Genomic DNA, 22,117 nt, shown 5'->3' with positions numbered 1-22,117 from the left:
AGGCTGCTATTCATGCAGTATGCAGATTAACCAATAAAGGATGGTATGCTTAATGATCAGTACAAGCGGCATCACGCTCCGCTACGGAAAACGTGCGCTTTTTGAAGATGTGAATATCAAATTCACGCCAGGCAACTGTTACGGCTTGATCGGAGCGAACGGAGCCGGAAAATCTACATTTTTGAAAATTTTGTCCGGTGAGATTGAAGCCAACTCGGGAGAGGTGCACATCACCCCGGGCGAACGTATGGCCGTTTTGAAGCAAAACCACTTTGAATATGATGAGTACCCGGTTCTCGAAACCGTTATTATGGGTCATGCTCGTCTTTATTCCATCATGAAAGAAAAGGATGCCCTGTATGCGAAGGCAGACTTTACGGAAGAAGATGGCCTGCGTGCAGGTGAGCTTGAGGGTGAGTTTGCTGAGCTGAATGGCTGGGATGCAGAGCCGGATGCAGCGGCACTCCTGATCGGTCTAGGAATTGATCGCGACATGCATGACAAAAAAATGGTAGAGCTTAGCGGTAACGAAAAGGTCCGCGTATTGCTTGCACAAGCCTTGTTCGGTCGTCCGAACAACCTGTTGCTCGATGAGCCTACCAACCACTTGGACCTCGAATCCATTCAATGGCTCGAGAACTTCCTGATGGACTATGAAGGTACCGTTATCGTGGTATCCCATGACCGTCACTTCCTGAACAAAGTATGTACGCATATCGCGGACATCGACTTTGGTAAAATCCAGCTGTACGTAGGTAACTATGACTTCTGGTACGAGTCCAGCCAATTGGCGCTTGCTTTGCAGCGGGATGCCAACAAGAAAAAGGAAGAGAAGATCAAAGAGCTGCAAGCCTTTATCCAACGTTTCTCCGCGAACGCTTCGAAATCCAAACAGGCGACCTCCCGGAAGAAACAACTCGATAAAATTACGCTGGATGATCTTCGTCCGTCGAACCGTAAATATCCGTTTATCAACTTCAAGCCTGAGCGTGAAGCAGGTAAACAGCTGCTTACCGTGGATCGTGTAAGCAAAGCGGTTGAAGGCGAAAATATGCTGAATGATATCAGCTTTGTTGTGAACAAAGGTGACAAAATTGCTTTTGTTGGCCCGAACGGCAATCCTAAATCGCTCCTGTTCGATGTGATTATGGGCGAAGCGGAAGCTGACAGTGGTGAGTATACTTGGGGAGTAACGACAACCCAGGCGTATTTCCCGAAAGATAACTCCAGCTATTTTGATGGTGTAGAGATGAGCCTGGTGGATTGGTTACGTCAATACTCCAAAGATCAGGATGAAACGTATTTGCGCGGCTTCCTGGGTCGGATGCTGTTCTCCGGGGAAGAGGCTTTGAAAAAGGCAAGTGTATTGTCCGGGGGAGAGAAAGTGCGCTGTATGCTCGCCAAAATGATGCAGACTGGCGCGAACGTTCTCATTCTGGATGAGCCAACGAACCACTTGGATCTCGAATCCATCACGGCACTGAATAACGGTTTGATTGACTTTGATGGCACGATGTTGTTTACATCCCATGACCATCAGTTCATTCAAACGATTGCCAACCGCATCATTGAGATTACGCCTACAGGTGTGATTGATCGTCAGATGAGCTACGATGAGTATCTCGAAAGCGAAGAGATTAAAGAGCTGCGTAGCAAGATGTATCCGGCAGAAGCTTAATTTCATTGTGAAATCAATAAAAACAAGTAAAACCGCAAGTCCTCCAGAGAGGGCTTGCGGTTTTTTTGGGTCATGCTCAGATGACCAGCTCTGAGGCTGAATAGAGTCTAAGATCCGCCTGTACGGCGACGCTGATTGTTCGGCTTTTTGTTGTTCTGGCTCTTCATCGCTTTTGGCCCGCCTTCAAAGTAAGCACTGGATTGATTTCCAGAATTGGCCTGCTCTTTCTTCTGCGCCAGCTTCTGACGGATTGCATCCTGCAGGCTGATCTTTTTTTGTTCTTTATTTTCGCTCATTGTATATCCCTCCCGGTCGTGCAGTAAGCCGTCCAAGTTGGACGGGATGTACTCATTTTATACGTTTTATAAAGGCCTCACAAGGGCAACCTGATAAAATGCCTATTTCCACCAGGTTTACCTGAGCCAACATTGTTTCTTGTTCTCTACAGCCCTGCCTTGCGGAAACTTTGTTTCGGCTTTCCTACAGCCCTGTGGGTTGGCAACACTGTTTCTGTAGACCCACACGATCTACATTTGGTACCATGATTAAACTGTAAGTGGAATTGTGAAAAGGACTGTGAAAAGGAGTGTCGCCCGTTTTGAACGCATATGAAGAAATACGTAAAGGCGAGCGAGGAGCCTGGATTAGTATTGGCGCTTACCTCGTCTTGTCTGCATTTAAGCTCATTTGTGGATATCTGTTTGCTTCCAGTGCTTTGCTGGCAGATGGCTTTAACAACGTAACCGATATTGTTGCTTCTGTTGCTGTGCTTGTCGGTCTGCGTATTTCGCAAAAACCACCGGATTCGGATCATGCCTACGGACATTTTCGTGCTGAGACGATTGCAGCCTTACTTGCTTCATTTATTATGGCCGTAGTGGGACTTCAAGTTCTGGTCGAAGCTGTGCGTTCATGGTACCAGGGCGATTTTGTTGCACCGAACCTATGGGCAGCGGGTGTAGCGGTGGTCTGTGCCTTGGTTATGCTCGGGGTGTATCGTTATAATGTCCGGCTGGCCAAGCAAATTAATAGTCAGGCCTTGATGGCAGCGGCCAAAGATAATCGCTCTGATGCCTGGGTGAGTATTGGTGCTGCGCTTGGCATTGTTGGTGCTCAATTCGGTCTGCCTTGGCTGGATAAAGTGGCAGCAATTCTGGTTGGCCTGCTGATATGTAAGACGGCTTGGGAGATTTTTCGCGATTCGACCCATTTGCTCACGGATGGCTTTGACCAGAAAGAACTAACGGATTTGAGGTCTACCGTTGCTCGTGTTCCAGGTGTTGAGATGATCAAGGATGTGAAGGCGCGAGTGCATGGCAGTCATGTGCTTGTGGATGTGGTCATTGAGGTAGATGGTGGATTAACGCTGGTGCAGGGACATGAGATCTGTGATCAAGTCGAGGAACGATTGAAAAGGTCCCACAACATTATGCATGTTCATGTGCATGTAGAGCCTCGAACCGAAGAAGCCCGTCACCAGACCTAAGTCTTTACAATATTTAAATGTAGCAATTACGTGTACATCGAAAAAAGAGGACAGACGCAATGCGCACTGTCCTCTTTACTTATGTTAAAAACGATTATACGATATTATTGAATAGCAACGTGAATCCACGCTTTGCCTTTCCAGGTATACACTTGAACCCACTCGCCGCCGTCGAATCCATCAACAACTTCACCTGTCGTGTCAATAACTTGTGCACCGAGTGCGCCAATCGGTTTACCGTTCGGTGCATCATAGAACCATGTGCGCTCCAGCAGGTTCAGCAGCATTGTTGGCATAACAACTTCGTCACCCGGTTTTACAAGAGGCTCTTCAAACATAATGTCTGATTTGGACGATGTGTCTGTTGTCGTAGAAGTGCCTTGGGCACCTGTAGAATCAACGGTAGTACCAGTAACGGTCTCTGCTTTACCTTCAACCGTCTCTACAGCAGGTTTGTTCACTTCAACAGCCGGAGTAGTTCCCGCTGGTGTAGTGGAAGTTGCCTCTGTACCAGATGTTGTTGGTGTCACTGTGCCAGTAACCGCTTCCTCTGCACCTGCAGCGGCAGCCATCGAACCCATCAGTGTTAAAGCAGCGGCAAAACTTACGATTTTTTTCATTTGTTTTTCCTCCTCGGTTAGATATGTAGTTTTTGTTGTCCTGTGTTAAAAGTAACCAAGCAACCTTGCCTATGAATCACAAATTATAACAATTATTTCTTGTGATCTCCAGAGTCAACTGGAGCATATGCGGGTATATAACAGCCCTGTAAAAATCATACTTTTGTGGTATGGTATCCGGCTCGTTACATCAATATAGTCCTGTTTTTTCAGGATTTTTCGGCGGTTCATGTTGGAATAAAGCAGGAAGGAGCGTAATACATAGATATAGAAAATAGGAAGGTGTACCTGTGAATACACGAACAAAAGCCGACGCGCCCGGAGGCAACATCGGCTTTCGTATGTAATCGTTTGTCGCAGACAGCGTGGGTGAACTTATCGCATTCGGCTTCTTCCCGTAATGAGGGAGATGACAAAGAGTACAACAAAGATAAAGAACAACACCTTTGCAATAGAAGCCGCTGCTTCAACAATTCCAAAAAATCCGAAGATGCCGGCTACCAGTGCGATAATCAGAAAAATGACAGACCATTTTAACATGAGAAATCATCCTTTCGTGATATTGTTTTGGCGTGAACGATGCTGTCTCACTGCCCTGTGTAGTCTAACCTTAACCGAGGTCTAATCAGTTGAAACATGGGGGGTTTTTCTTCCTCTAGACGCGACCATCCAGTACATTTTTCTTTGTTTCGCCTGGTAAAAGCCAGGGTACTAAAGCAATAACCAAACTGAACGCAACTATCGAAAGAGAGGTTTTTTGTATGATCTATCAAATTAGCGTGGCCCTGATTGCAGTGGCATTTGCTGTACTGGTTTTCTTTTTAATCCGCACCTTAAAATCGGCTCAGGGTTCACTGGACAATGTCTCCCGCACATTGCAAGAAGTGCAAAAAACCGTTGATGAGCTTAGTTATGAAGTAAAGCAGACCGTAAGAAATGCCAATGATATTACTGCTGATGTACAGCACAAAATGAAAAAAATCGACCCGGTTATGGAATCCGTTGAGAATCTGGGAGAGGTGCTTAGTGAAGTGACGGCGGCAGCCAAGCAGGTATCCAGCACACTGATGACCAAGTTTCAAACGAAGCAAGCAGAAGCAAGCAAAGCCGCTCAAGCCAGTCATGTAACACCACCGCCTGCAACGCCAGCAGAACGTACACTACAATCCTACGATGCTACATATCACGATGAAGCCAAGGGTGGGAAGAACTGGATGCGATATGTTGATATTGCGGCCAATGTATGGCAACGGCTGCGTAAATAACATGACCTTTCGCTGAAATCTGGTGAAACCTTCAGAGCGGTGATGAAACTGATGAAAGGGTGAGAAACATGATGAAACTACTGCTAGTGACGGTGTTTAGCGTAATTTCTCCCTTTTCCGTTCAATCGGCAGCGCCACCTGCTGCTCACGAGTTGCCATGGACGGTAATGGAGGGACAGATGCCGGAGATTATATCGGCTAATGATCGTTCCGAGACGTACGGGCAATTCGAGACTCTGAATGGTGTCTCACTGGAGGATCAAAAGGCTGAATTATTGGCACGGATGGGTGAGCCATCCGCGATTCAAGAGGACCCTTACCTGGGATGCGATGAATTTAATTTTGATGATGTGCAGGTTGGGATATGTGAAGATACAGGAACGATTCAGTATGTACATGTGAAGGGTTCGCACGACCATTGGAGCTTGAACGGGACGGTAATACCGATGCAGATGGATGCCATTCATCAAGCGCTTGGCCAGCCTCATTACATTGCAGAGGATGGCGAAGTGTACCTTCGTGGTCAGTATGCAATCAAAGTGTATATGAAGCCGGGCTCAGGCGAAGTGGAAGGTATTGATTTATTTGATGACACAGCTTCCTGAAATCCATGATTCGACTTCCGTTTCAATGCAAAATAGTATGGTTATATACTATAAGAGCTTGAGAATGAAGATCAATCAGAGGAGAGTGGAAACGATGAATTCAACCAACGCGCAAGCTTATGCTAAGGTGGTAGAAAACGGAGTTCAAGCGGTAGAAGCGGTGAAAGAGCTGCAGACTACCGGATACTTGGCTGATCATATCTTCGTACTTGCCCATGAGAAGGATCGTACGGATCGCATTGCAGATACTGCGGATGCTAACGAGATTGGCATCAAGGAAGAGGGGTTGTTTGACTCCATGGCGAATCTGTTCCGCTCACGCGGCGACGAGCTTCGCGCCAAAATTGTATCCATGGGCTTCACCGAAGCCGAGGCTGATTTCTACGAAAGTGAATTGGATAAAGGCAAGGTGCTGGTTATCGCCAAAAAGAAAGATTGAAACCTGTAACCTGTACACAGGTTTATGACCGAAGTGAACGCCTTGCAGGAACAATCTGTAGGGGCTTAATCAAAAACATAGATAAGGAATGGGGAAAACCCCATTCCTTATCTATGTTTTTGCAAGTTTGAAGGCGGGGCTGCAGCGATGCAAAAACAAATGAGGTTATAGAAGGGAATGCACCTTGCTGGTACGATGGAATAATGGAAGTTTTCTGGTGTTATCATTATAGTTATACTAGGAATTGTTATGTTTACTACTGCTTTGAACGCAAAATTTGTATAAATAAGGTTGTTCGCTGAATGCATAATTATCGACAAACCCGGACGCCACAGATAAGGAGAAGCAAATGAGAATACTTATTGTTGACGACAATCCGACGAATGTCATTATCATTCGAGAAATTTTGAAAAAGGAAAACTATCGCGATATTGTGACAGCAAGCTCGGCAATGGAGATGTTCGAAATATTGGGGATTGGTGAGGAAGCTGGCGAATTGCGTCCCCAGCCGTCGGATATTGACCTGATTTTGCTGGATATGATGATGCCCGAGATGGATGGCATTGAGGCATGCAGTATTGTGCAGAAATTCGAAAATCTGAAGGATATCCCGATTATTATGGTGACTGCCATCGGCGATTCCAAAAAGCTGGCGGAAGCGCTCGATGCAGGTGCATCTGATTATGTAACAAAACCAATTAACAAAGTGGAGCTGATGGCACGAATTCGATTGGCCTTACGCTTGAAGCAGGAGAAGGACTGGCATAAGGAGCGCGATCAGCGCATACAGGATGAGCTGAAGCTGGCAGCGATGGTGCAGAATGCGGTGTTGAGCCATGCCATTGAAGATCCGTTGTTTCAGGTGCATGCCATTTATAAACCTTCCTTTGAGCTTGCGGGTGACCTGTATTCGTGGTATCCGCTTGGAGAAGGACGCTATGGCGTGCTGCTGCTGGATATGATGGGGCATGGCATATCGTCGTCTCTGTTCACCATGTTTATCGCATCCGTACTCAAGGATACGGTAACAACGTATGTAGACCCGGAGAAGGTCATTCAGGAGCTGAATCGCCGATTCAATCAGTTACATCTCGGTAAGCAGCTGGTGCAGTATTACTTTACTGCGATTTATCTCGTTGTGGATACCCGCATGAAACGTATTGATTATGTCAATGCAGGTCATCCGCCCGCTTTATTTTTCCGTAATGACGGTAGTGTGACCTCCTTTGACAGCGTGTGCTGTCCTGTAGGGCTGTTCGATAAAATGGATATTGAACCGCAGACCATTCATTATGAAGGTGACGGACATATTGCGCTCTATACGGACGGACTGCTTGAGGCGGTGAAGGGTGATCAGGATCAGCAGCTGGAGTTTCTGATAGAGCAATTAAGAGGCTCGCATGAATGGAACGAAGAAGCGATGCAGCAGCTATTTTTCAACGATGAATTGAATCCCGAACGCGATGATGATAAATGTCTGGTCTGGATTACTCTGGATAAAGGGGCGGAAGGCGAATGAAGATCAGGAATAAACTGCTGATTGGTTTTACCGCCTTGATGGTCATTCTAATCGCTCTTACCTTTGTGAGTTATGAACGGCTGAACAGCAGTAATGAGCAGATTGACCAGATGTATCAGGAACGTTACCTGAAGGTACGCTTTACTTCTGCGGCACGGGGAGAAGTCAACGACATTGCTAAAGTTCTCGCTAACTTGCTGCTTAATCCGACCAATTCCATCAGTGCAGCAGAAGGTGATCTGAAGGAGATGAAGGAAAAGGGGAACGGATATCTGGGGCAGGTGAGAGATCGCGCAGATACCGCCTCAGAGCATCAGCTTGTGGATCGTGTAAACAATGCATGGGATGCCTATACGAATTATGCTACCAGAATCATCAGCTTGATGTCGCAAAACCGGGTGCAGGAGGCAAACAACTATCGCAATTCCACGGGATTAGCCGTGCAGAAGGAAGCGGTGGATAGCTTGAATGCTCTCTCCCGTTACCAGGATCAGGAGATCGACGCCGAGATCAAGACTGCTAATGAAGCGTATACTCGAGCGGTTCAAATTACGACAAGTATGATGGTTGCCGGTTTGCTTCTGGCCCTTGGGATTATCCTGTGGGTGCTGCCAAGCATTACTCGAGGCTTGAATACGGTATCCATGATGATTACGAGTTTTGGCAAAGGTCGATATAAAACAATTCAGCGGATTCAGATCAAGTCTACAGATGAGATTGGTCAGATCGCGTCGGTATTCAAAGATGTCTCAAACGATCTGCAAGAGAAGCTGGAGATTGAGAAGGCCTATGTACAGGCCCAGCAGGATCAGAACTGGATGAGCTCCAATATAGCGAGAGTTCCCGAGCTGCTTCGCGGCATCGGCTCTATTCGTCAGATTTCCCAGATGTTTATCAGTGAATTTACACCTGTGCTTGGTGCCCAACTGGGTGTCGTGTATTTGATTGACGAGGAAAAGCATCCAGATGAGCTGAGACGTTACGGTTCATATGCCTTTGAAGAGAATGGGGAGCTTGGCAGAGAGGTCTATCGAATCGGGGAAGGCTTGATCGGTCAAGCGGCGCTCGATATGAGTCCGATTGTGCTGGATCACACTCCTGAGCATTATGTAAGCATCGGTTCTGCTGCGGGCTCGTCAAGAGCTGTCGGCATTATGATCTACCCGGTTGTGTTTGAGGATGAACTGATCGGGGTGGTGGAGCTCGCTTCCTTTGAAGGGTTCAGCGAGCTTCATAAACAGCTGTTTGCGCAGCTGATTATGAATTTGGGCGTCATTCTTAACAATGTAAGGCGGCGCCTGCGCGTGGAGGAACTGTTGCGTGAGTCGCAGGCTCTTACCGAGGAATTGCAAGTGCAGTCCGAGGAGCTGCAGACACAGCAGGAAGAATTGCGTCGCTCCAATGAGAACCTGGAGGAACAGACTGGCGCGCTGAAACGTTCCGAGGAATTGCTGCAGCGTCAGCAGGAGGAACTGGAACATTTTAATACCGAACTGATTGCCAAGACCAGAGCGCTGGAAGAGCAGGTTCGGGAAGTGGAAGAGAAAAATGATGAAATTGAGAAAACAAAGACACAGCTTGAACAACAGGCCATGCAGTTGTCGATGACCAGCAAGTACAAGTCGGAATTTCTGGCCAATATGTCGCATGAACTGCGAACACCGCTGAACAGTCTGCTCATATTGTCTCAATTATTGTCGGAGAACAAGGATGGCAATCTCAGCAGCAAGCAGCAGGAATATGCGCAAACAATCTATATGTCGGGTGCCGACCTGCTCAAAATGATTGACGAAATTCTGGACCTGTCAAAAGTGGACGCAGGCAAGATGGATATTAATTATGAGACGGTGCGCATGGATGAGCTGACGAGTTTTGTAGCTCAGAACTTTGGTCCGATGGCTAACAAGAAGGAGCTTGATCTCCATATTGATTTTGACAGCTCGCTCCCGGAGTGGATCTATACTGACAGTCACCGGGTGAAGCAAATTTTACGCAACCTGTTGTCCAACGCATTTAAGTTTACTAACCGTGGCTCGGTGACTCTGAATGCACGGCGAATGAAGCCGGAAGAGCTGCCGGGATATCTGAATACGAATCAGGACTATCTCGGATTCAGCATCAAAGATACCGGCATTGGAATCCCGTCAGATAAAACAGATCTGATCTTTGAAGCGTTTCAGCAGGTGGATGGCACAACCAGTCGTAAATATGGGGGAACAGGTCTGGGCTTATCTATTAGCCGTGAGCTGGCACGTCTGCTTGGCGGCGCGATACAGGTAGAGTCCTCTGAAGGGGTGGGAAGCACCTTTACGCTGTTCTTGCCGGATAATCATGAAGAGGCCGAACTAGCGGAGGAAGAAGCATCCCAGGAAGCGGCAGTTTCTTCGGAGCCATATCAGGAGCAACGGTCCTTCATGGAACCTGAGCGCTCATTGCATCAAGCCATTCTTGCACCTGATCCTGAACACGGTCGTGTGTCCCATATAACCGCTGCCAGCCATTCAGAGCAAGCGCGGATTCAGGATGATCTTGATCAGCTGATGGAAGGTGACAAAACACTGCTGATCATTGAAGATGATGTGAAGTTTGCACAGATATTGATGGATATGGCTAGAGGAAGAGGATTCAAGGCGCTGGTGGCTCTGCAAGGAGATACCGGGCTGGAGATGGCTCGTGAATATTTGCCAGATGCCATCATTCTGGATATCCAGCTGCCTGTGATGGACGGATGGACCATCCTTGGAGAGTTAAAGAGCAGTTCGGTGACACGCCATATCCCGGTGCATGTCATATCGGTCGTGGATGATATGAAGCAGGGGTTGATGATGGGTGCCATCGCATATCTGAAGAAACCTTCGAGCAAGGATTCACTGGATAAAGCATTCTCCCATATCGAATCCTATACGGCCAATCAGTTGAAACGTCTGCTCATTGTTGAGGATGACGAGATCCAGCGTAAAGCAATTATTGAATTAATCGGTCATGATGATGTCGCCATTACTGCCGTTTCGACTGGCCGAGAGGCGCTGAATGAACTGCACAGCCAGCGTTACGATTGTATGGTACTGGATCTCATGCTGACGGATATGACCGGCTTCGAGTTGCTGGATCAGATTCGTGATGATGAATATTTGAATGATCTGCCAATTATTATTTATACAGGCAAGGAGCTGGATTCCAAGGAGGAACTGAAGCTTCGTAAATATGCGGAATCCATTATTATCAAAGATGTGAAGTCGCCGGAGCGTCTGCTGGATGAGACGACCTTGTTCTTGCATCGGGTTGAAGCTAACCTGCCGGAAGACAAACGCCGTATTTTGCAGAAGCTGCACAATAAAGAAACCTTGTTTGAAGGCAAGAAGATCTTACTTGTGGATGACGATATTCGGAATGTGTTTGCGTTATCCAGTGTACTTGAGGGATATCGCATGGATGTCACGTTTGCCGAGAACGGTCGCGAAGCGCTCGAAGCATTGGAGAACAATCCTGAATTTGATCTCGTGCTTATGGACATGATGATGCCAGAGATGGACGGTTATGAGGCGATGACCCGGATCAGACAGAATCCAAGGTTCGAGAAACTGCCGATTATTGCACTCACTGCGAAGGCGATGAAAGAGGACCGCAGCAAGTGTATTGAGGCCGGGGCGTCCGATTATGTGAAAAAACCGATTCAAACGGATCAATTATTGTCATTAATGCGGGTATGGCTGTATTCGTAAGGGTATTGTTTGGGTAATGAAGGACAATAACGAATACGTAAGTAACCAATGATGAAGTGGAGAGAAGCTATGACACCGTGGGAACCTAACGAGACGGGAGCAGATTCAGTCCGTATACCGCAAGAGGAAGAGCGCGAACTGATCGAGATTGAATTACTGCTGGAGGGGATGCATCGTTTATATGGGTATGACTTCAGGAACTATGCGTTGCCATCTCTGAGACGACGAATTTGGCATTATGCGCATGCAGAAGGTGTGAAAAGCATATCCGGGCTACAGGAGAAGGTGCTGCACAACCGTTCATCCTTTGAACGGTTTGTGCAGAATCTTTCTATTCCTGTAACGGAAATGTTTCGCGATCCATCGCTTTTCCGCATGTTTCGGGAAAAGATCATTCCGATTCTGAGAACCTATCCGTATATCCGTATCTGGCATGCTGGCTGCTCTACAGGTGAAGAAGTATATTCTATGGCGATTATGCTTCATGAAGAAGGACTGTATGACAAGGCACGAATCTACGCAACGGATATGAATGATCGCTCACTACAGCAGGCCAAAGAAGGCGTCTACGGCATTGAGAAAATGAAGTTATTTACAACGAATTATCTGGAGGCAGGGGGCACCAAGGCCTTCTCCGAATATTATACAGCGAAATATAATTCGGTTATATTTCATCCGTTTCTGCAGAAAAATATTATTTTTGCCGAGCATAATCTGGCAACAGATCGGTCATTTAATGAGTTTAACGTCATTTTTTGCCGTAACGTCATGATCTATTTTAATGATGAGTTGCGGAACCATGTGCACGGGCTGTTTCATGAGAGCTTGAGCCATTTCGGTATACTCGTTCTGGGGTCCAAAGAATCCATTCATTTTACAGAATTCAGTGATGCCTACGAGCCATTAGACCGTACCGAAAAAATATACCGGAAGATCAAATAGGGGGTTAGGCTTAGCTATGGGGCTCAATGAACCAATCCACATATTACTGGTAGATGACCGCCCTGAGAACCTACTTGCGCTTGAGGCGGTTCTGGAATCTGAACAGTACAAACTCGTCAAGGCGACTTCTGGAGAAGAGGCACTCCGTTGTCTGCTCAAGGATGAATTTGCGGTTATTGTACTTGATGTGCAGATGCCTGGGATGGACGGGATTGAGACAGCAAAATTAATCAAGGCACGGGACAAATCGAAGGATGTACCCATCATTTTTATCTCGGCAAACAGCAGGGAAGCTGAGCATTTGTTTGCAGGCTATTCAGCGGGGGCTATTGATTATATGGTCAAACCGTTCATCCCTCAGATTTTAAAGTCCAAAATCGAAGGCTTCGTCGAGATGTTCCTCTCGAACAAAAGGCTGAAAACCCAGACGATGCTGCTTCATCAGAAAACGCAGGAGCTGGAGAAGATCAATCAGCAGCTTGTTCAGGCCAAGGAAGAGGCCGAGATTGCAGCGAATGCCAAAACCGAGTTTCTGGCGATGATGAGCCATGAAATCCGTACACCGATGAACGGAGTTATTGGCATGGTGGATCTTTTGATGGAAACCGACTTAAAGGAAGATCAGAAGGAATATGTCGATATTGTTCGTCGTAGTGCAGATGCGCTCGTTACCGTAATTAATGACATTCTTGATTTCACCAAGATGGAGTCTGGAAAAATGGAGCTGGAGGAGCATCCGTTTGAACTCGTGTGCTGTATTCGTGAAGTGCTTGGTCTGTTCGCCGGAGAAGCAGGCAAAAAAAATCTGGAGCTGGACTATTTCCTCGAGGATTCCGTACCGGATTTAATCTATGGTGACATGGCCCGGCTTCGCCAGGTGCTGCTTAATTTGATTGCCAATGCGGTTAAGTTTACGGATCACGGCGGTGTATACCTGATTGTATCGGTTAGGGAGGAGACAGACGGCAAAATGTCTCTGGAGTTTGCTGTGAAGGATACCGGAATCGGTATCGCCTCCGACAAAGTAGATCGCTTGTTCCAGCCATTCTCTCAGCTCGATACGTCCATGACCCGGAAATATGGTGGAACAGGATTAGGTCTGGCGATATGCAAAACATTGGTTGAAATGATGGGTGGACAGATCTATCTTGACACCTCGGAGAAACAAGGGGCAACGTTTGTATTCACCATTCAGGCAAAGCGTTTTGTAGAATCGGAATTGGTGCAGAGGAACGGCGAAGAGAATGTGACGGATGTGGAGAACAAGGATCAGCACCCTACAGTGCTCATTGTGGATGACCACCCGATCAACCAGAAATTGATGGCGATCATGCTACACAAATTGGGGCTGCTCTCCGACATTGCGGAGGATGGTCAGAAGGCGCTGGATATGATGAAGGCGAGCCCGTCACAGTATGATTTTGTGTTTATGGATTTACAGATGCCGGTAATGGATGGGTTGGAATGTACACAGCGGATACGTGAGAATCTGCCCCAGCAGCAGCAGCCCGTTATTATTGCGATGACGGCTAATGTGATGGAAGGTATTCAGCAGCGCTGTACGGAGGCTGGGATGGATGATTATATTAGCAAGCCGGTGAAGATGGGCAGTGTCAAACAGAAGCTTGCGCATTTTCAGAAGAAGCGTCAGATCGTTAATCCGGGCGGTTCAGCGATGAATCAGGCGAATTGAAATGTTTACCAGTTTTGTTTTCTGTTTCACTTGCCCGTAAGTTGGGTTATAAGGTAAGGAAACCAATGATCAGGAGAGAGATGTCTAATGAACACAAATAAAAATGAAAAATTCAATGCAAGAACCGAGACACATGACGGTGTATGCACAGTGTATCTGACTGGCGAGCTTGATTTGTCTGTTGCTCCTGACTTCCGTTTGGTTATGGAACCGCTCGTGGACAATAAGGAGCAGGATCTCATCATTAACATGAAAGAATTGAAGTACATTGATAGCACAGGGATCGGTATCCTGTTATCTGTTCTCAAGGCCAGACACGGAATGGAAGCTCGCTTTGAAGTACAGGAAGTTCCTGCGCAAATTCAGAAACTTTTTGATATGACGGGTATAGCCAAATTCTTTGTTACACAGAAGAATTCCCAATAGGAAAGGATCGAAAAAGGAATGAATGCAGAAGTTCAAAGAGTTACTCTTAATTTACCGGCGACAGCTGAATATGTGGATATTGTAAGACTTAATCTGTATGGTGTGGCGTCCAAAATGGGATTTTCTTACGAAGACATTGAGGATATGAAGGTTGCTGTGTCCGAAGCCTGTAACAACTCCGTATTATATGCCTACTCCCATGAAGGCGGTATGGTTGAAGTTGTTTTTGAAGTGAATGGCGAGTCCCTTGCGATCACTGTCAAAGACGAGGGTACCAGCTTCGAGCATGTGAACCCGGCTGTATCACGTTCTGGCCTTCATGACAAAGAGCTGACAGACGCTCAGATCGGTGGTTTGGGATTCTATCTCATGCAAGCCCTGATGGACGATGTCAGTGTGGAAAGTGAGACGGGCAAAGGTACGAAAGTAGTACTCGTAAAACGTCTTGCCAAAAGTGAGGAGAAAGTATGAATGAAAAAGTGACTCCCCCAGAGTCCATGTCTGAAGCGATTGGTTTGATCTGGGAATACCAGCAAACTCAAGATAATGAGATCGCAACCGTTCTTATCCGTAAATATGAACCGATGGTCAAAATGGCAGCGGGTAAAATTGCCCGAAATCGACCGGATCTGTACGAGGATCTGTATCAGACCGGCCAGATGGCTTTGATTCGATTGCTGAAGCAATACGATATTAATCTGGGGATTCCATTTGAACCGTATGCGATGAAAAGTATGATCGGTCATATGAAAAATTATCTTCGCGATAAATCCTGGTACATTCAAGTGCCAAGAAGAATCAAGGAAAAAGGCGCATTGGTGCAGCATGCGATTGATGAGTTAACGGTGAAGCTGGAGCGCTCACCCGGCGTTAACGAAATTGCGGAGTATCTGGATCTGTCACCGGAGGAAACGATTGAGGTTCTCGCTGGACGTGAATGTTACCACTATGTATCACTGGATTCTCCATTATCCCAGGACGATAGTGCGGCAACATTAGGGGAATTGATCAGCGCAGATGTCAATGACTTCGATTCGGTTGAAAAACGGATGGATCTGCAGCAGGCATTGGGACAGCTGAAGGAACAAGAGCAAAAGGTACTTATCTTAGCATTCCAGGATGGACAGTCTCAGCGGGCCATTGCGCAGAAGCTGGGCGTATCACAGATGAGTGTATCTCGAATTCAGAAGCGGGCTACGGAAAAATTGAAGCAGATTATGTCTAACACTTCTTTGCTATGATTATTCATTTATATAGTTGCCCGAATACGGCTTGATAAGGACACGGTATTGCACTGGATTGCATACGTGTCCTTTTTGGATTCACTGGAGAAGAGCAGGTGCAATTGAACTAGGGTGTGCAGGAGGAATGTCAGGTGGATCAAATTAAACTGGAGGCTCGACGTGATCAGTTATCCTTCTCCGGGGATTGGCAGTGGTGGGATTGGGTAGCTCCGGATTCCAGCAGTATGGGAAGTGCACTCCGTGATCTGGAGCAGACGTTTCCAGAGATGCAATATTGGCTGCGCAAAATTCCAGAAGTCGAGACGAATTATTTGTCCGTTCGTTATATGAACGGTACAGATGCCGTTATTTTCGGCTCTTGTTTATATGCTGTCAAAAATGAAAGAGAAGATCAACGCAAAGAGGAGCAGTTGTTTTTTTACGTGGATAAACACCATCTGGTTACGCTTAATCTCGATGATAACACAAGGGAAATAATGAAAACGGGGGAACGCATGCATATGTTGCAGCAATGTACACAGGCCCGAGAAGGGATGTTTGTGCTGTTTCGGGCCATATTGCACTATTACCATGTGGGCATGGACCATTTCGAGATGAACCTGCGTGATCTGGAGCGTAAAATGGAGATTCGTAATGCGCGTACGTTGATGGATCAAATTCTGTCAGCTCGTTTCGAATTGCTGTACTGGAGTAATCTGTTCATTCCTTACACGGAATTATTGGCGGCTTCCAAGGAGGCCTACCTTCATGAAATTACAGAGAATCGCTTCTATCAGCAGCTTCAGTACCGTGCCGAGCGAATGGAGTGTCTGTTCCAGCATTATGAAAAGGAGATCGACACGTTGATTTCGATAGACAATGCGACATCAGGTGTACGCGGCAATGAAATTATGAAAACGTTGACGATTGTGACGGCAGTCTTTACGCCTGCGACAGCCGCTGGGGCGATCTGGGGCATGAACTTTGAGAATTTACCTCTGATCGACAAGACATGGGGCGTGGTGCTTGTCATTGTGCTGATCCTGCTCAGCATGCTGGGTATGTATTTGTGGATGATGATGAAAGGATGGACAGGGGATTTGTTAAAAGTGAAATCCACCCAGTCTTCGGCTAAGGGGAATCGGGATAGAGGAGCGGATGAACCGCCGATATCGTGAACTGGGCGGCTCCTCTATTATTTTTTGTAATCCTCGATGTATCCAAGCAGATCAGCAATATACTGGCCTATGATGGGCATGTTAACGAATTGACTGAGGATGAAGGCTAGCAAGCCGAGAACAACAAACGTACCCACGGTTAAGCCAAGACCTCGAGCCATACCTGCGGTGAAATTTGTTATAATACGTCTTTTGGGACTACCGTAATTTTCAATGATATCTTTGATCTGTGCTCTCTCCAGACTGTCAGCAATCTGATCGAGACGTGTATTTAGCCGCTTGACCTCATGTCGCAGCTCAAAAGGATGTTCATTAATGTCATACTGCTGTGCAGGAGGTGTTCCTGGATTTGGGGTTTTTCCGTTTAGTGTGACTTTACTCATGTATTAGTCCTCCGTCTGCTCAGGATATGCCAAGGATAAAAAATAGCCAGCTGCTTGCAGCTGGCTATGTATTGCTCGCTTCTGTCAGAGCGTGTTACAAGCTGGTTGAGTTCAGTTCTTTACGTGCATCTTCCTTCGCTTCTTCGGAAGCGGCGGCTACCTCTTCAGATGCTCGGACTGCCTCTTCAGCAACATCAGCAGATGCCTTTTTGACGGAGTCCATAATATCATTGCGGCCTTGGTTTACCGTTTTAGCCAGATCGGACGTTTTGGAAGATACGGTTTTGGCGAGCTCGGAAGCCTTGTCTCCAACCACCGTTGCCACTTCCTTCGTACGATCAGTTACGATATTTACTTTTTCAGTAAGATCTCCGCGCAACTCGCGTCCTGGTTTAGGGGCGAATAGCAGGGCAGCTGCTGCTCCCAGCAATCCTCCGATAAAAAGACCTTTGGCGAAAGTAGAGCTGCTTTGTACTGGATACTGTTCTTCTGCTTTATTCATGTTTAATCACTCCTTAATGGTCTGTTCGCGTTTACTTACTTCGTATATAAACGCTGTGTCCTTGGATGAAACAACGAAATGCAGGATGAATAAACTATATAAGTAGCACTATAGATTTTACACAAGCCACTCCGATGACAGCATAACCTTCCAATCGCGGTTATCCCCGATTTTTTTGGATTGCCTTTTCCAAACGGGAAAATCCGGTGATAAAGGCGACCGCTCCGCTTTTCAGTTTTTTTCTGTCCTCTCCGTTCACGTCTAAATAATAGTTCAGCTTATATAGAAAATGAAGTGGAGCGGTTATCGGCTTGCTTGTTTGATGCCCTGTAACAAACATACCACCCAGATGAGCCCGGATGCAAATCCTGCCAGTACATCTGTAGGATAATGGACTCCTAGCATTATTCGGCTAAGACCGATAAAGAGAATGAAAAGCACGCCGAGCATGACAGGCAGCCATCTTTTGAAGGTATGGTGTTGCCTCCACTCCAAAGCCCAGATCACAAAAAGCATGCCGTAGAATCCCATGGAAATCATGGCATGGCCACTGGGATAACTATAACCGTGAACAGCAAGCAAATGCTCAATCTCGGGCCTGTTTCTTTGGAAAATCTCTTTTAATAACGTGTTCAGAATCCACATCATCGCAAAGCTTATACAGATCACATAGCCATATATCGTGGTTCTGGCACGTCGCTGTACAAAGCAGAGCAGGGCGAATCCGGCTGCGGCCAAGGCTGATATTTTGAACGAACCGATTGCTGTGATCCATGAGGTGTAGGGTAACAAGAGCAGACGGGCTTCCGAATCCAGATAGAACAGCCGCTGAATCCAATCGTCCAGCTTCAAAATACGATTAGGTCCCATCCAGGCCCCGATACCTGCCAATAACAAAACCATAGCCGCACTAAGAAGGGTAGCCAGCAGCGTATATTTCAGTAAAGGCTGCATAGGGACAGGGATACCCTGTTTTGGATCAGATGAGAGAGGTTTAGAATTTCGTAGCATCAACCATGTCTCCTTTAATAAAAGTGTAGTTGAGTATTAGAGTTGATCATGTTTTACCCAGAAGGACTGTCGAAAAAACTGTAAAAATGTCGGTTTTGTACTATACTAATGAGGATATCCCATGCGGCGCCGTGACGCAAAGCAGAGATTAATTCGGGAGTGTCTATAGAAGTTGATATCAATTTATATTAGACATGAATTTGGTATATAAAAGGAGAGAAAGTCGCATGGAGAGTGCGCTGTTAGTTAAAGAATACCGTGCTGGTGTGATGGAATGTGCCCACTACGGACATATATGCATTACAGATGAGCATGGTCATGTTGTATATTCAGCTGGTGATCCTCATTTCAGGGCTTTTACCCGATCATCTGCGAAACCATTTCAAGCTATTCCGGGTATTCGCGCAGGCATTGACCACCACTATAATCTTGAGCCACAAGAGATTGCCATTATGGCTTCATCACATCGTTCTGAACCGGAGCATATTCAGGTGCTGGCACAATTGGCTGGCAAAATCGGACTTGGCGAGGAATGTCTGATCTGCGCACCAAGCTATCCATTGAATGAAGAGAGCCGCAATGATTGGCTGCGTGCCCAAGGGGAGAAGCGTCGTATACTGCACAATTGCTCGGGTAAACATCTTGGAATTCTAGGCTACAGTCAGATGAAACAGCTAGACCTGAGCAGTTACGCCGAGCCGGATCATCCCGTGCAACAGGAGATACTTCATACGCTGGCAGTTCTGGCAGGTATTGAAGTGACAGACATTCAGCTTGGGACGGATGGCTGCGGCTTCCCGGTATTTTCGTTGCCGCTGTCCGCGTTGGCAAGTGCTTATCTCAAGCTGGCTTGTCCTGATCTGATTGCCGATGAACCGACACGTATCGCTGTGGAAACGATCACTGCTGCGATGAACCAGCATCCTTTGATGGTAGGTGGTACGAACCGGGTGGACTCTGTGCTACTGGAGGATGATAACATTGTAGCCAAGGGTGGATTTAAGGGTGTATTTGGTTTTGCACTGAAAAAAGAGAGACTCGGCATCACGTTTAAAGTGCTGGATGGTTCCGAGGAAGAATGGGCTTCTATCGCACAATCCATATTGAAGCAGCTGAATTACGCGAATCATAGAACAATTGCTCGCTTGGGCGAGGCATTTCCTGGAGACATTCGTAATGATGCAGGCACGATTGTCGGGCATATGGACAGTGAATTTGTGCTGAACTCCTCCATAGAAAGTCAGTAATCTCTAGAAGGAACGTGATTAGTATGACCGGGCCTCTGGGCCGCAGGGTTAGGCACGCGTCGGATCGAGGCTGGCTATACAGCACAGCCAATTCAGCTTTTCTTTTGCAGATGATGAGGAGCCGGAATAAGGGAACATAGAATAGCCCAAAAGGACCTGTCTTCATCAGCGTGCTGATGCAAGACAGGTCCTTTTGAGTGTGTCATGCTGTCGAGATAAGGACAACATGTCCAAGGTGACAGCTTATTTACGCAGCTTACCGAGCTCGGAAGCAACGGCCTCCACTTCGGAGATGCTCAGGTGCTCCTTGCCCATGACCATCTCGTATAAATCGTGCAGATCCTCATATTTCTCAAGTGGAAACGCTGAAGCTTGCATTGCGGCACCACTGGCCATCCGCAGCTTGGTTTTGATTGATTCAATCATATATTCCATGTTTTCTGCTGTTGCTTGTGTTAAATCCATCATTCACTTCATCCTTTCCATCTCCGGGGATGGGTTGATCTCATCACTTTTCCAAACGGAAACTCCTGTTATTGTAGCATGAGTGGAAGGGGACAAGCCAATGATTTTACGGGATACCATGCATCGGTTACAATGTGGGAATATAGAAGAGTTACTGGAAACAAGGTAGTGGGCATGCCTGTCAGGATTGACAGTGTGCCATAGTGATTAGGAGGGAGGCCGTCAAGTTTGGCAGTGTATAAACGGGAACTGGTTCGTCAGCAGACTCGGGGAATGCGCAGAGGCATCCCCGGAGACCAGCTTGCTCTATTTTTCAAAAACATCCTAGAGCGACATGCCCCGGACGAAATTACGTTTCTATGTATTGGTACGGATCGTTCAACCGGGGATGCGCTTGGACCGTTGACGGGGACTCTACTGGAGGAGCGTGGTATTCCTCATGTCATCGGCACACTGGCGTCTCCCTGTGATGCAGATACATTGGCCCAAAAGCTGGCCTGTATTCCGGCACATCATGCCGTGATCGCGCTTGATGCATGTTTGGGCCCGAAAGATGCTGCCGGGACATACTATGTATCGGAGCAGGCACTTCTTCCCGCTGCAGCAGTGGGCGGCAGTCTGCCTCCAGTAGGAGAGTATAGCGTGGCTGCCGTGGTGAATGTGAATGGACCGAGGCCGTATTCCGTTTTGCAGATGACTTCGCTGTATCTGGTGATGGAGATGTCCCGAGTGCTGGCTGATGCGGTCTGTGAGGCCTGGAAAGCTCGGGCAGCGTTTCATTCATGAGCTGAATGCTTAATAATATACAACCTGAACTATTACATTCGCGCAGAGAGAGGGATTAATATGGAAAAAGTGATGTGTGACGGAACGACGATTTGTTATGCCGAGCAGGGTAAAGGAGAGGCGCTTGTGTTGCTTCACGGATTCTGCGGCAGTTCATCGTATTGGGATGAAGTGGTGCCTGAGCTGGCACGCAGTTATCGTTGTATCGTACCTGATCTGCGTGGACATGGCAAAACGGATGCACCCGTTGGCAGTTACACAATTGAACAGATGGGCAATGATGTACTGCAGCTGCTGGATGAGCTGGAAGTGGATAAAGCGGTCATTCTTGGACATTCCATGGGGGGATATATTGCATTGTCCATTGCGCAGCTTCACCCGGAGCGCCTGAATGCTTTTGGTCTGATCCATTCCACAGCGTTCCCGGACAGTGAAGAGGCGAAGGAGAAACGTTTGCGGGCCGTATCGACCATACAGTCTGCGGGCATTGTCAGCTTTGTGGATGGACTGGTGCCAGGGCTATTTGCACCAGAGCATGTGGAATCGTTATCTGCCCAAGTGAATCGTGTCAAAGAGATCGGTTATCAGACTCCACCACAAGGTGCGATCGGAGCAGCGCTGGCTATGCGTGAGCGCCCGGATCGCCGTGATGTGTTGTCGGCAACACCGCTGCCTGTGCTGCTGGTGGCAGGAGAGAAAGATGGGCTTATTCCGCCGGAACGTACCTTTACGAGTGACAAGCCACATATTGTACAGGCTACAATTGCAGGTGCAGGACATATGAGTATGTATGAAGCACCAGAAGAATTGATTCAGGTAATTAAACAGTTCATGACAGGTTTGTCTGACTGAGCATTACAGCGTTGAACTTGGGCGTTGCTCAAGAAATGATAAGGGATGCCAGTTCCCATTGAAGCCCCTGTTTGT

The 22,117-nt window shown here is 47.1% G+C and carries 23 protein-coding genes; 16 read left to right on the top strand and 7 right to left on the bottom strand.

Features of this window, described 5'->3' with window-relative positions; genetic code table 11:
* Positions 1–52: 52 nt before the first annotated feature.
* The gene (locus DFQ00_RS20645) at positions 53–1,678 is read left to right on the top strand and encodes an ABC-F family ATP-binding cassette domain-containing protein (protein ID WP_110898377.1); all 1,626 of its coding nucleotides are present in this window, start codon (positions 53–55) and stop codon (positions 1,676–1,678) included.
* Positions 1,679–1,785: 107 nt separating this feature from the next.
* On the opposite strand, the gene DFQ00_RS20640 is transcribed toward DFQ00_RS20645, so the two are convergent.
* A complete protein-coding gene (locus tag DFQ00_RS20640; protein ID WP_110898376.1) occupies positions 1,786–1,974 on the bottom strand; it encodes a hypothetical protein in 189 nt (62 codons plus the stop codon).
* 302 nt (positions 1,975–2,276) lie between these two features.
* Here DFQ00_RS20640 and DFQ00_RS20635 point away from each other — a divergent pair, with 302 nt between their 5' ends.
* Positions 2,277–3,164, top strand: coding sequence for a cation diffusion facilitator family transporter (locus tag DFQ00_RS20635; protein WP_110898375.1), 888 nt, complete (start codon positions 2,277–2,279; stop codon positions 3,162–3,164).
* Positions 3,165–3,268: 104 nt separating this feature from the next.
* On the opposite strand, the gene DFQ00_RS20630 is transcribed toward DFQ00_RS20635, so the two are convergent.
* Both DFQ00_RS20630 and DFQ00_RS20625 read right to left on the bottom strand, forming a co-directional pair.
* On the bottom strand, positions 3,269–3,784 hold the full coding sequence (locus DFQ00_RS20630) for a hypothetical protein (RefSeq protein WP_110898374.1): 516 nt from the start codon (positions 3,782–3,784) through the stop codon (positions 3,269–3,271).
* Positions 3,785–4,159: 375 nt separating this feature from the next.
* A complete protein-coding gene (locus tag DFQ00_RS20625) occupies positions 4,160–4,324 on the bottom strand; it encodes a DUF1328 domain-containing protein (RefSeq protein ID WP_090924476.1) in 165 nt (54 codons plus the stop codon).
* 221 nt (positions 4,325–4,545) lie between these two features.
* Between DFQ00_RS20625 and DFQ00_RS20620 the strand changes: the two genes are divergently transcribed.
* From DFQ00_RS20620 to DFQ00_RS20570, 11 genes are all read left to right on the top strand, one after another.
* Positions 4,546–5,049 carry a DUF948 domain-containing protein gene (locus DFQ00_RS20620; RefSeq protein ID WP_110898373.1) on the top strand — a complete coding sequence of 168 codons (504 nt, stop codon included), beginning with the start codon at positions 4,546–4,548 and terminating at the stop codon, positions 5,047–5,049.
* A gap of 71 nt (positions 5,050–5,120) precedes the next feature.
* Positions 5,121–5,654: a hypothetical protein gene (locus tag DFQ00_RS20615; protein WP_208643808.1), complete on the top strand. Its 534-nt coding sequence runs from the start codon at positions 5,121–5,123 to the stop codon at positions 5,652–5,654.
* A gap of 94 nt (positions 5,655–5,748) precedes the next feature.
* Entirely contained in the window at positions 5,749–6,093 is a 345-nt protein-coding gene (locus tag DFQ00_RS20610) for a YflT domain-containing protein (RefSeq protein WP_110898371.1), read from the top strand.
* Positions 6,094–6,442: 349 nt separating this feature from the next.
* Positions 6,443–7,612, top strand: a complete 1,170-nt coding sequence (locus DFQ00_RS20605; RefSeq protein WP_110898370.1) for a PP2C family protein-serine/threonine phosphatase — start codon at positions 6,443–6,445, stop codon at positions 7,610–7,612.
* Entirely contained in the window at positions 7,609–11,334 is a 3,726-nt protein-coding gene (locus DFQ00_RS20600) for a response regulator (protein ID WP_110898369.1), read from the top strand. The genes DFQ00_RS20605 and DFQ00_RS20600 overlap by 4 nt, the downstream gene beginning before the upstream one ends.
* Before the next feature lie 69 nt (positions 11,335–11,403).
* Complete coding sequence (locus DFQ00_RS20595) at positions 11,404–12,276, top strand: CheR family methyltransferase (protein ID WP_110898368.1); 873 nt, start codon at positions 11,404–11,406, stop codon at positions 12,274–12,276.
* A 16-nt stretch (positions 12,277–12,292) separates the two neighbouring features.
* On the top strand, positions 12,293–13,969 hold the full coding sequence (locus DFQ00_RS20590) for a response regulator (protein ID WP_110898367.1): 1,677 nt from the start codon (positions 12,293–12,295) through the stop codon (positions 13,967–13,969).
* An 87-nt stretch (positions 13,970–14,056) separates the two neighbouring features.
* Entirely contained in the window at positions 14,057–14,395 is a 339-nt protein-coding gene (locus DFQ00_RS20585) for an STAS domain-containing protein (protein WP_110898366.1), read from the top strand.
* A gap of 18 nt (positions 14,396–14,413) precedes the next feature.
* Positions 14,414–14,866 carry an anti-sigma B factor RsbW gene (rsbW, locus tag DFQ00_RS20580; protein ID WP_110898365.1) on the top strand — a complete coding sequence of 151 codons (453 nt, stop codon included), beginning with the start codon at positions 14,414–14,416 and terminating at the stop codon, positions 14,864–14,866.
* A complete protein-coding gene (locus tag DFQ00_RS20575; protein ID WP_110898364.1) occupies positions 14,863–15,636 on the top strand; it encodes a sigma-70 family RNA polymerase sigma factor in 774 nt (257 codons plus the stop codon). The genes rsbW and DFQ00_RS20575 overlap by 4 nt, the downstream gene beginning before the upstream one ends.
* Positions 15,637–15,770: 134 nt before the next feature.
* Positions 15,771–16,796 carry a magnesium transporter CorA family protein gene (locus DFQ00_RS20570; RefSeq protein ID WP_244213940.1) on the top strand — a complete coding sequence of 342 codons (1,026 nt, stop codon included), beginning with the start codon at positions 15,771–15,773 and terminating at the stop codon, positions 16,794–16,796.
* Between the two features lie 17 nt (positions 16,797–16,813).
* On the opposite strand, the gene DFQ00_RS20565 is transcribed toward DFQ00_RS20570, so the two are convergent.
* The 3 genes from DFQ00_RS20565 to DFQ00_RS20555 form a co-directional block, all read right to left on the bottom strand.
* Complete coding sequence (locus DFQ00_RS20565; RefSeq protein WP_110898363.1) at positions 16,814–17,179, bottom strand: DUF5665 domain-containing protein; 366 nt, start codon at positions 17,177–17,179, stop codon at positions 16,814–16,816.
* Positions 17,180–17,273: 94 nt separating this feature from the next.
* Positions 17,274–17,681 carry a YtxH domain-containing protein gene (locus DFQ00_RS20560; RefSeq protein WP_110898362.1) on the bottom strand — a complete coding sequence of 136 codons (408 nt, stop codon included), beginning with the start codon at positions 17,679–17,681 and terminating at the stop codon, positions 17,274–17,276.
* Positions 17,682–17,984: 303 nt separating this feature from the next.
* Positions 17,985–18,692: a phosphatase PAP2 family protein gene (locus DFQ00_RS20555; RefSeq protein WP_110898361.1), complete on the bottom strand. Its 708-nt coding sequence runs from the start codon at positions 18,690–18,692 to the stop codon at positions 17,985–17,987.
* A 227-nt stretch (positions 18,693–18,919) separates the two neighbouring features.
* On the opposite strand from DFQ00_RS20555, the gene DFQ00_RS20550 reads away from it, so the two are divergent.
* Positions 18,920–19,939, top strand: coding sequence for an asparaginase (locus DFQ00_RS20550; protein WP_110898360.1), 1,020 nt, complete (start codon positions 18,920–18,922; stop codon positions 19,937–19,939).
* Between the two features lie 243 nt (positions 19,940–20,182).
* On the opposite strand, the gene DFQ00_RS20545 is transcribed toward DFQ00_RS20550, so the two are convergent.
* Positions 20,183–20,404, bottom strand: a complete 222-nt coding sequence (locus tag DFQ00_RS20545; RefSeq protein WP_110898431.1) for a DUF1128 domain-containing protein — start codon at positions 20,402–20,404, stop codon at positions 20,183–20,185.
* Between the two features lie 234 nt (positions 20,405–20,638).
* Here DFQ00_RS20545 and yyaC point away from each other — a divergent pair, with 234 nt between their 5' ends.
* Positions 20,639–21,190, top strand: a complete 552-nt coding sequence (gene yyaC, locus DFQ00_RS20540; RefSeq protein WP_341866279.1) for a spore protease YyaC — start codon at positions 20,639–20,641, stop codon at positions 21,188–21,190.
* A 60-nt stretch (positions 21,191–21,250) separates the two neighbouring features.
* Positions 21,251–22,042, top strand: a complete 792-nt coding sequence (locus tag DFQ00_RS20535) for an alpha/beta fold hydrolase (RefSeq protein ID WP_110898359.1) — start codon at positions 21,251–21,253, stop codon at positions 22,040–22,042.
* Positions 22,043–22,117 lie beyond the last annotated feature (75 nt).

This window comes from Paenibacillus barcinonensis, assembly GCF_003217495.1.
Taxonomy (GTDB): domain Bacteria; phylum Bacillota; class Bacilli; order Paenibacillales; family Paenibacillaceae; genus Paenibacillus; species Paenibacillus barcinonensis.
Note: the sequence above shows the minus strand (reverse complement) of the source record. Positions and strands in the feature narration are given on the sequence as shown.

What these genes read in the sequence shown, in the direction of transcription:
- rsbW (WP_110898365.1), top strand. Translation starts at nt 14,414, where the DNA reads ATGAATGCAGAAGTTCAAAGAGTTACTCTTAATTTACCGGCGACAGCT.
- DFQ00_RS20560 (WP_110898362.1), bottom strand. Translation starts at nt 17,681, where the DNA reads ATGAATAAAGCAGAAGAACAGTATCCAGTACAAAGCAGCTCTACTTTC.
- DFQ00_RS20610 (WP_110898371.1), top strand. Translation starts at nt 5,749, where the DNA reads ATGAATTCAACCAACGCGCAAGCTTATGCTAAGGTGGTAGAAAACGGA.
- DFQ00_RS20585 (WP_110898366.1), top strand. Translation starts at nt 14,057, where the DNA reads ATGAACACAAATAAAAATGAAAAATTCAATGCAAGAACCGAGACACAT.
- DFQ00_RS20550 (WP_110898360.1), top strand. Translation starts at nt 18,920, where the DNA reads ATGGAGAGTGCGCTGTTAGTTAAAGAATACCGTGCTGGTGTGATGGAA.
- DFQ00_RS20625 (WP_090924476.1), bottom strand. Translation starts at nt 4,324, where the DNA reads ATGTTAAAATGGTCTGTCATTTTTCTGATTATCGCACTGGTAGCCGGC.
- DFQ00_RS20595 (WP_110898368.1), top strand. Translation starts at nt 11,404, where the DNA reads ATGACACCGTGGGAACCTAACGAGACGGGAGCAGATTCAGTCCGTATA.
- DFQ00_RS20555 (WP_110898361.1), bottom strand. Translation starts at nt 18,692, where the DNA reads ATGCTACGAAATTCTAAACCTCTCTCATCTGATCCAAAACAGGGTATC.
- DFQ00_RS20545 (WP_110898431.1), bottom strand. Translation starts at nt 20,404, where the DNA reads ATGGATTTAACACAAGCAACAGCAGAAAACATGGAATATATGATTGAA.
- DFQ00_RS20535 (WP_110898359.1), top strand. Translation starts at nt 21,251, where the DNA reads ATGGAAAAAGTGATGTGTGACGGAACGACGATTTGTTATGCCGAGCAG.
- DFQ00_RS20640 (WP_110898376.1), bottom strand. Translation starts at nt 1,974, where the DNA reads ATGAGCGAAAATAAAGAACAAAAAAAGATCAGCCTGCAGGATGCAATC.
- DFQ00_RS20590 (WP_110898367.1), top strand. Translation starts at nt 12,293, where the DNA reads ATGGGGCTCAATGAACCAATCCACATATTACTGGTAGATGACCGCCCT.
- DFQ00_RS20620 (WP_110898373.1), top strand. Translation starts at nt 4,546, where the DNA reads ATGATCTATCAAATTAGCGTGGCCCTGATTGCAGTGGCATTTGCTGTA.
- DFQ00_RS20575 (WP_110898364.1), top strand. Translation starts at nt 14,863, where the DNA reads ATGAATGAAAAAGTGACTCCCCCAGAGTCCATGTCTGAAGCGATTGGT.
- DFQ00_RS20645 (WP_110898377.1), top strand. Translation starts at nt 53, where the DNA reads ATGATCAGTACAAGCGGCATCACGCTCCGCTACGGAAAACGTGCGCTT.
- DFQ00_RS20605 (WP_110898370.1), top strand. Translation starts at nt 6,443, where the DNA reads ATGAGAATACTTATTGTTGACGACAATCCGACGAATGTCATTATCATT.
- DFQ00_RS20565 (WP_110898363.1), bottom strand. Translation starts at nt 17,179, where the DNA reads ATGAGTAAAGTCACACTAAACGGAAAAACCCCAAATCCAGGAACACCT.
- DFQ00_RS20600 (WP_110898369.1), top strand. Translation starts at nt 7,609, where the DNA reads ATGAAGATCAGGAATAAACTGCTGATTGGTTTTACCGCCTTGATGGTC.
- DFQ00_RS20615 (WP_208643808.1), top strand. Translation starts at nt 5,121, where the DNA reads ATGAAACTACTGCTAGTGACGGTGTTTAGCGTAATTTCTCCCTTTTCC.
- DFQ00_RS20630 (WP_110898374.1), bottom strand. Translation starts at nt 3,784, where the DNA reads ATGAAAAAAATCGTAAGTTTTGCCGCTGCTTTAACACTGATGGGTTCG.